General features: G+C 71.7%; 9 protein-coding genes and 1 pseudogene. 7 read left to right on the top strand and 3 right to left on the bottom strand.

Features of this window, described 5'->3' with window-relative positions:
• From KVT45_RS54225 to KVT45_RS54210, 4 genes are all read left to right on the top strand, one after another.
• Positions 1-379, top strand: a 379-nt coding sequence (locus KVT45_RS54225) for a transketolase C-terminal domain-containing protein (RefSeq protein ID WP_302832718.1), incomplete at its 5' end; no start/stop codon positions are given.
• A 13-nt stretch (positions 380-392) separates the two neighbouring features.
• Positions 393-1,766 (top strand): dihydrolipoamide acetyltransferase family protein, encoded by a 1,374-nt coding sequence (locus KVT45_RS54220; RefSeq protein WP_217562398.1) that lies wholly within the window; start codon positions 393-395, stop codon positions 1,764-1,766.
• 75 nt (positions 1,767-1,841) lie between these two features.
• Positions 1,842-2,498: a maleylpyruvate isomerase N-terminal domain-containing protein gene (locus tag KVT45_RS54215; protein WP_217562396.1), complete on the top strand. Its 657-nt coding sequence runs from the start codon at positions 1,842-1,844 to the stop codon at positions 2,496-2,498.
• Positions 2,499-2,693: 195 nt separating this feature from the next.
• Positions 2,694-2,876, top strand: a complete 183-nt coding sequence (locus tag KVT45_RS54210; RefSeq protein ID WP_217562394.1) for a hypothetical protein — start codon at positions 2,694-2,696, stop codon at positions 2,874-2,876.
• A gap of 13 nt (positions 2,877-2,889) precedes the next feature.
• On the opposite strand, the gene KVT45_RS54205 is transcribed toward KVT45_RS54210, so the two are convergent.
• The 3 genes and pseudogenes from KVT45_RS54205 to KVT45_RS54195 all read right to left on the bottom strand — a co-directional run bounded on the left by KVT45_RS54205 (position 2,890) and on the right by KVT45_RS54195 (position 5,374).
• Positions 2,890-4,116: a glycoside hydrolase family 88 protein gene (locus KVT45_RS54205; RefSeq protein WP_217562392.1), complete on the bottom strand. Its 1,227-nt coding sequence runs from the start codon at positions 4,114-4,116 to the stop codon at positions 2,890-2,892.
• Positions 4,117-4,254: 138 nt separating this feature from the next.
• Positions 4,255-4,578 (bottom strand): annotated as a pseudogene (locus tag KVT45_RS54200) (DUF4097 family beta strand repeat-containing protein); the annotation flags it as partial.
• Between the two features lie 10 nt (positions 4,579-4,588).
• Complete coding sequence (locus tag KVT45_RS54195) at positions 4,589-5,374, bottom strand: NAD(P)-dependent oxidoreductase (RefSeq protein ID WP_217562390.1); 786 nt, start codon at positions 5,372-5,374, stop codon at positions 4,589-4,591.
• 118 nt (positions 5,375-5,492) lie between these two features.
• Here KVT45_RS54195 and KVT45_RS54190 point away from each other — a divergent pair, with 118 nt between their 5' ends.
• From KVT45_RS54190 to KVT45_RS54180, 3 genes are all read left to right on the top strand, one after another.
• A complete protein-coding gene (locus tag KVT45_RS54190) occupies positions 5,493-6,164 on the top strand; it encodes a GntR family transcriptional regulator (RefSeq protein WP_217562388.1) in 672 nt (223 codons plus the stop codon).
• Positions 6,165-6,285: 121 nt separating this feature from the next.
• Positions 6,286-7,227 (top strand): DUF6282 family protein, encoded by a 942-nt coding sequence (locus tag KVT45_RS54185; RefSeq protein WP_217562386.1) that lies wholly within the window; start codon positions 6,286-6,288, stop codon positions 7,225-7,227.
• On the top strand, positions 7,224-7,752 hold a 529-nt coding region (locus KVT45_RS54180; RefSeq protein ID WP_217562384.1), incomplete at its 3' end, for an ABC transporter ATP-binding protein. The genes KVT45_RS54185 and KVT45_RS54180, both read left to right, overlap by 4 nt.

Below are 7,752 nucleotides of genomic sequence, written 5' to 3'. Positions count from 1 at the left end.
AGGTGCCGCCCGTCCCGCCGAGGTCCCGGCCGCGCCCGGCGACCCGGGCGGCGAGGAAGTCGGCCTCCTCGCCGCCGAGGAGGGCCGCAGCGTCGAGGTCGTCGACCTGCGCAGCCTGTCGCCGCTGGACATGGACACCGTACGGGAGTCCGTCCACCGCACCGGTCGCGCCCTCGTCGCCCATGAGGCCTCCCTGTCCCACGGGTTCGGGGCCGAACTCGCCGCGAGGATCCAGCAGGAGGAGTTCCACTTCCTTGAAGCGCCGGTCCTCCGCATCACCGGATACGACACCCCCTACCCGCCGAGCCGCCTCGAGTCGGACTGGCTTCCCGGTGTCGACCGGATCCTCGATGCCCTCGACCGCAGCATGAGTTACTAGAGGGGGCAGCACCATGTCACAAGAACAAGTTTTCCTGTTGCCCGACGTCGGCGAAGGGCTCACCGAGGCCGAGATCCTCCAGTGGGCGGTGAAGGCCGGCGACACCGTGGAGATCAACCAGATCCTCGTCGAGGTCGAGACGGCCAAGGCCGCGGTCGAACTCCCCTCTCCCTACACGGGTGTTGTCGGGACCCTGCACGCGCGGGAAGGCGAGACCCTGCCCGTGGGGCAGCCCCTCATCACCATCCTCGCCGATGCCGATGCCGATGCCGATGCCGGTACGAGTCCCGACGCGACCGGCGAGACCGCGGAGGCTTCCGGCAGGGAGGCCCTTCTGGTGGGATACGGGCCACAGGAGTCCGCCGGCCGTCGCCGACGTCGTCGTACCCCCGCCGTGACCACCGTCCGGCCGGTCGCGGGACCGGCGGTCGCGGAACGGGCGGTCGCGGAACGGGCGGTCGCAGCCGAATCGCCGGCCCCGGCCGTCGAGCGGACGGCCGCGAAACCGCCCGTCCGGAAACTCGCCAGGGACCTGGGCGTCGACCTCACCACCGTCACGCCGACGGGACCCGGATCCACCGTCACCCGCGACGACGTCCGCAGGGCGGCGGGAACGAGTCCCGTCGCGGCGCCGGAAGGTGCCCCGGAGAGCGTCCCGGTGACCGTTCCGGAGTCCGCCGCCGAGACCCGTATCCCGATTCGCGGGGTACGCAAACGCACCGCCGCCGCCATGGTCGCCTCGGCGTTCACCGCGCCGCACGTCACCGAGTTCACGACGGTGGACGTCACGGCGACCATGCGGCTGCGGGACACGGTGGCCGCCCGACGCGAGTTCCGCGACCTGCGCGTCACACCGCTGCTCTTCGTGGCCCGGGCGCTGCTGCTGGCTCTGCGCAGGACCCCTGAGGCGAACGCCAGTTGGGACGAGGCCGCCCAGGAGATCGTGCTCAAACACCACGTGCATCTCGGCATCGCCGCCGCGACCGAACGCGGGCTCATCGTCCCCAACATCAAGCACGCCGACCGGATGTCCCTGCGGCAGCTCGCCGAGGCGCTCGCCGAGCTCACCGGCACGGCCCGGGCCGGGAGGACGACGCCCCAGTCGATGACCGGCGGGACGATCACCATCACCAACGTCGGCGTGTTCGGCGTGGACACCGGCACCCCGATCCTGAATCCGGGGGAGGCCGCCATCCTCGCCGTGGGTGCGATCCGGCGCATGCCCTGGGTCGTGACGGACGCGTCGGGGGCGGAGGCGATCGAGCCCCGCTGGGTCACCCAGCTGGCGCTGTCCTTCGACCACCGGCTCATCGACGGCCAACAGGGCTCCGAGCTGCTGGCCGGCATCGCCGCCGTCCTGCACGATCCCGGGCTGGCGATGCTCTGACGGGGCGAACCACCGGTGGCCGGGCCGGTGTTCACAGGGAGGGGTGACTTCTTCGGGTCACGGTACGGTCCTGCCATGTCTCGATCAGCCGATAGTGATCTCTCCCGGTCCCCTGTCACCGCCGATGACCTCGACCTCGCCGTGCAACTCGCGGTGGCCGTCCTGCGCGAGGCGCCCCCGGCCGCTTGGGAAGGCAAGGCCGGTTCGCTGGAATGGGACTGCTGGGAAACCGTCGAGCACCTCAGCGACGACCTCTTCGCCTACGCCGCGCAACTGGGCCCGAAAAAACCGCCCTTGGACGGGGAGGTGCCCTTCGTGTGGGAGAGCCGGCGGCCCGGCGGTCCGGCGAACGCCATTCACGCGGATCGCACGGCCGGGCCCGCCGGCCTGCTGCAGGTCCTGGAGGCGAGCGGTGCGCTGCTGGTCGCCATGGTGCGCACGACGCCACCGCAGACCCGCGCTCACCACGTATTCGGCGCCTCGGACCCTGAGGGCTTCGCCGCGATGGGAATCGTGGAGACCCTGGTGCACACGCACGACCTGGCACACGGGCTCGGACTCGCATGGACTCCGCCTGCCGATCTGTGCTCCCGGGTGCTCGTCCGGCTGTTTCGGGACGCCCCGCCGTCCACGGATCCCTGGCCCACCCTCCTGTGGGCCACGGGACGCGCCGAACTCCCCGGACACCCTCGTCTCACCACATGGAGCTGGGACGGCGCGCCCCGGGCGTAGGAGCCCCGGGCACAGGACGGGAAGGGCTCACCGGGCCGATTGCCCCGCAGATTCCCCAATTCGGCGCGACAGCCGTGAAAGGCGGTCAGAATGTGGCGGTGAGGCCGGTGGTGTGAGGCGCCGGCCGTCGCGCACTGTGAAAAGAGAGTTCTGTCATCAGGCAACGGCGTACGCTCCGCGTCGAAGGAGGGTGCCATGGCCGCTCACGCGAAAGCGATCGGGATCTGGTGGCTTGCCACCATGGCTGCCCTGACCACGGCGGTCATCGCGGTCGTCCTCGTCGTCCAGGCCGACTCGGGGGAGGCGTCCCCACCGCCGTCGTCTCCCCTCACCGCACCGTCGACGGACGCGCCCGGGACGACAAGCGCCTCACCCTAGGGGCCGAGCGTCGTCAGACCGTCGACAGATCGATCGCCCGGTCCAGGTCCTGCGGTCGCAGGACGCGCAGGATCGCCTCCAGGAGGTAGTAGTCGGCGTAGGGGAGGGAGATCTCGATGCCGTCCTCGGCGGGGCGGTTGCGGGTACAGCGGGCGACGACGGCCTCGGCGCGGGTGGAGTGGGTGGTGAGGCAGGTCCGGCAGAGCGCGTCGAGTATGCGCAGGGCGGTGGTGCGGTACGGCTCGCTTCCCGTGGCGGCGGCCAGGTCGAGCAGCCCGCAGGCCATGACGGTCGCGGCGGAGGCGTCCTTGACGTCGTACGGCTGCTGCGGTGCGCGGTAGTCCCAGACGGGCACGTGGTCCGGGCCGAGGGTTTTGACGGCGTAGTCGGCGAGCGTGCGGGCGGTGGCGAGGAACTGGCGGTCGCCGGTGCGGCGGTACATGGTGGTGAAGCCGTAGATGCCCCAGGCCTGCCCGCGGGCCCAGCAGGAGGTGGGGCTGTAGCCCTGGACGGTGTTGGGGCCGATGGGGGTGCCGGTGGCGGGGTCGAGGTCGTAGACGTGCGGGGTGGATCCGTCGGGTCGCGGGAAGAGGCGGCCGGTGGTCTGCGCGTGTCCCACGGCCGCGTCCATGAAGGCGCCTTCGCCGGTCTGCCGGGCGGCGAAGACGAGCAGGTCGAGGTTCATCATCGTGTCGATGATCATGCGCCCCGCGTTGTCGGAGGTGTTGAGCGCGCCCCAGGCCCGCAGGTAACGGCCGCGGGGGTTGTACCGCTGGAGCAGCGAGCGCGCGGCCTGCACGGCGCCGTCCCGCCAGGACGTGTCGCCGGTCAGCCGCCAGGCGGTGACCCAGGAGGGGGTGAACAGGAAGCCCAGGTCGTGTGTGCCGGTGTCGTACTGGCGGGGGGCGAGTTTCGCGGCCGATGCGAGGGCGAGGGTGCGCAGGCTGTCGTCGCCGCTGTAGAGCCAGCTCATCCAGAGGATGCCCGGCCAGAATCCGCCGACCCAGTCGCCGTTCTGGGAGTAGACCCACTTCTCGAACTTGGTCCCGACGGGGAAGGCGCTCACCCCGGGCGCGACGGCTCGCACTTTCGCCACCGCGTAGTCGGCCGCGTCACGCAGCATCGTCTCCGTCGCCGTCGGCACCTGGCCGGCGAGCGCCTGCGCGGACTGAGGTACGGCGGCGTACGCGACCGCGGCGCCGCCTGCGGTGGCCAGCACGGCCCTGCGGGACATGTGCATGGGTGCCTTCCTCTCCAACTGGGCTGATACGTGGGGGAGTTGAAGGAGTCTCGCATGCGGGGGCGCGTGCGTATATACATGTGCGCAAGGTTCAGGTATGTGAATGATGGGCGGTGTGCTTGGTTCCGGCCGACGACTGTCGAGTTCGGCGGTGCCCTCGTTCTTGAGGGAGTTGCTGACGCGGCCGTAGTCGGTGCCGGCGTCCAGGGCGGCCGAGACACCGGCGGCCGCGCCGACCGAGATGTCGCCGTCCTGGGTGCGGAGCACGACGGTGCCGCGCACGGCCTCGTTGATCCGGATGTCGCCGCGTGCGGTGCTGATCTCCGCGGGGCCGCCCAGCCGGCCGATCTCGACATCGCCGTCGAGCGCGGTGAGGCGGACGCCCGCGGCCTCGTCGATCTTGACCTGACGGTATACGCCGTCGAAGGCGACGTCGCCGAGCCGTCCGACACCGCGCAGCTCGGTGGGGTGCCTACCGTGTGGACAGCCGGCGCAGCAGGTCCCGGCTTGCCGTGCTGATCAGCGGGGGTACGGCGAGGTCGTCGAGCATGTCGGTGGCGGCCTGCATCTCCGCCGCGCGGCGTACCGCGTGCCGGTGGCTGCCGTCGACCAGCCGGTCCAGCGTCGCCGCGTCCGCATGCGTCAGCTCGTCGGCGATGTGCTCCCGCAGCCACTCCTCGCAGCCGACCGCGCGCGCCGCCTCCAGCGCCTCGACGGCGGCCGCCGCCCACCCCTTGTAGAAGACGCTGCGCAGCAGCTTGCGCTCGGCGGCCAGCCCGGCGGGGCCGTCGAGGACGTCCACCCGCGCGCCGAGCGGACGGAGGAGGCCGGCGTAGCGTCCGGCCGCCGTCCCGGAGGCGAGCATCGGCGTGCGCAGGCCCCGGCCGGGCACGGTGGCCATCAGGGCCACGTCGACGAGGTCGATGCCCGCGTCCGCCGCGACCTCGCCGAGGTGCCGTTTCACCGCGGGCGACGCGGTGTTGAGGTCCGCCCACAGACAGCCGGGCGCGGCGCCGGCGAGGCCCGCGCGCAGCGCGTCCGGGGCGGCCGAGGCGCTGTTGACGCTCAGGACCAGATCGCTGCCCGCGGCCGCCTCCGCCTCGCCCCCGGTGCCCACGACACCCGGCGGCGCCGCGACCTTCGGGTCGTAGCCGCGCACCAGCGCCCCCGCGGCGACCAGGTCACCCGCGATCGTGCCGCCCGCCTCGCCCAGTCCGAGTACGGCGATACGAAGACCGGCCACAGCGGTGGAGTTCACAGGTGCCTCCCAGTTCGTGCTCATCGTCCCTGTCCGGGGGCCGTCACGGCAGGGCAGGATTGGCGACAATATCGTTGCCATTCTGATCGTTCCGTCGCGGAGCGGAAAGGGGAACCACGTGTCGGCAGCACCCAGCATCCCGCCCGGGTCCGACCCGGTCGTCGAGGTCATCCGCGCGGCGATCGTGCGCGGGGACTATGTGCCGGACCAGCGGCTCGTGGAGGTCGATCTGGCGGAGCGGTTCTCGGTCAGCCGCGGCGCCGTGCGCTCCGCCCTGCTCCAGCTGGGCAACGAGGGGCTGGTGGAGCGCATCCCCAACCGGGGCGCCCGGGTGCGCGCGGTGCCGCTGGCCGAGGCGATCGAGATCACCGAGGTCCGGATGGTGGTCGAAGGCCTGTGCGCGGCCAAGGCCGCCCAGCGGGTGACCGACGCGGAGATCGCCGAACTGCGCGAGATCCGCGCGGGGATGATCGGAGCGGTCGAGGCCGGGGAGGTCATGATCTACTCCGAGCTGAACAACCGGCTGCACCGCCGTCTCGTCGAGCTGAGCGGGCAGGGCACGGCCGGGGGTGTGCTGGAGCGGCTGCGCGGCCAGTCGGTACGGCACCAGTTCCGGCTCGCGCTGCAGCCGGGGCGGCCGGCCGTCTCGCTCCCCGAACACCTCGCGATCATCGATGCGGTCTGCGGCCGTGATCCGGTCGCCGCCGAGCAGGCCGCCCGGGGGCACCTCGGCAGTGTCATCCACGCACTGCGGAAAATCGCCAACACGGCACCCTCGCGGGCGAGTTAGTGCGGCGGCCGTCCCGCGTCGGGCGCGGACGGCGGTCGGTACCGCTTTCTGCGCAACCCATTGACGCCTCCTGACTGATTGTTAACAATCTGGGTCACCAAATTGGCGACAGGGAGGCGGCATGACCGACCGACCAGCCACGCATCCGACCCCCTCGGATGAGGCCCGCGAACTCGTCGCGGGGGCTTACGACATCCATCTGCACATCGCACCGGACCTGATGAAGCGCCGCGTGGACGACCTGACCCTCGCGTCCCGCTTCGCCGAGGTCGGCTTATCCGGCTTCGTCCTCAAGTCGCACTACGTGCCCACGGCGGAACGGGCCGCGGTGGTCCGCAGGGCCGTCCCCGGTTTCGGAGCGGTCGGGGCGATCACCCTGAACGGCTCGGTGGGCGGGATGAACCCGATCGCCGTGGAGATCGCCGGCCGCGGCGGCGCCCAGGTCGTCTGGCTGCCCACCGTGGACAGCGCCAACGAACGGGCCTGTACGGCGAGCAGCCCCGAGGGCGCCACACCGCCCATGTGGATGCAGTTGCAGAACGAACTCCGCGACGCCGGTATGACGGCCGACCCGGTGGACGTGGTCGGGCCGGACGGCAAGGTCCTGGAGATCACCCGCCAGGTGCTCCGGGTGATCGCGGCCCACGACATGACCCTCGCCACCGGCCACCTCGGCACCGAAGAGATCACCGCCGTCGTGGACGCGGCGGTCGAGGAGGGCGTCCGCCGGATCGTCGTCACCCACCCGGAGTTCACCTCGCAGCGGGTGGGCGTGGCGCGGCAGCGCGAACTCGCCGCCAAGGGCGCCCTGTTGGAGCGGTGCTTCACCACCCCGTACACCGGCAAGGTCTCCTGGGAGCTGTGGCTGGAGCACATCAGGGCCGTCGGCCCGGAGCACTCCGTGCTCTCCAGCGACCTCGGCCAGCCCTTCAACCCGCCGGTGGAGGACGGACTCCCGCTGCTCGCCGAGCGGCTGCTGGCCGCGGGCTTCACCGAGGACGAGATCCGGGTCATGGCCGTGGACAACAGCCGCCGGCTGGCCGGAGCGGTGCAGGACCGATGACCGCCGTCCTGGAACTCTGCGGGCTGAGCAAGCAGTTCGTGAAGGACGACACCGGGATCGTGGCACTGCGCGACCTGAGCCTCGGCATCGAGGAGGGCTGCTTCGTCACCGTCCTCGGCCGCAGCGGCTGCGGCAAGTCGACCATGCTGAACATGATGTCGGGGCTGATGTCCCCGACCTCGGGCCGGGTGACGTACCGGGACATGCGGGTGTCCGGCCCGCGCACCGAGGTCGGCTACCTCACTCAGTCCGACACCCTCATGCCCTGGCGCGACGTCCGCCGCAACGTCGAAATGCCCATGGAGATCAAGGGGGTTGCCGCGAAGGAGCGCCGGGACCGCGCGGTGGACCTCATCGAGCGGGTCGGACTCACCGGCTTCGAACGGCACTACCCGCGCGAACTCTCCGGCGTCATGCGGCGCCGCGCCAGCCTCGCCCGGATGCTCGCGGGCGCCCCCGAAGTGCTGCTGCTCGACCAGCCGTTCGGCGCCCTCGGCGCCCAGCCCCGCTCCCGGCTCCAGGCTG

Source organism: Streptomyces sp. GbtcB6, assembly GCF_019091475.1.
Lineage (GTDB): Bacteria > Actinomycetota > Actinomycetes > Streptomycetales > Streptomycetaceae > Streptomyces > Streptomyces hyaluromycini.
The sequence above is the reverse complement of the archived record's forward strand: the minus strand, read 5'-3'. Positions and strand labels throughout refer to the sequence as shown.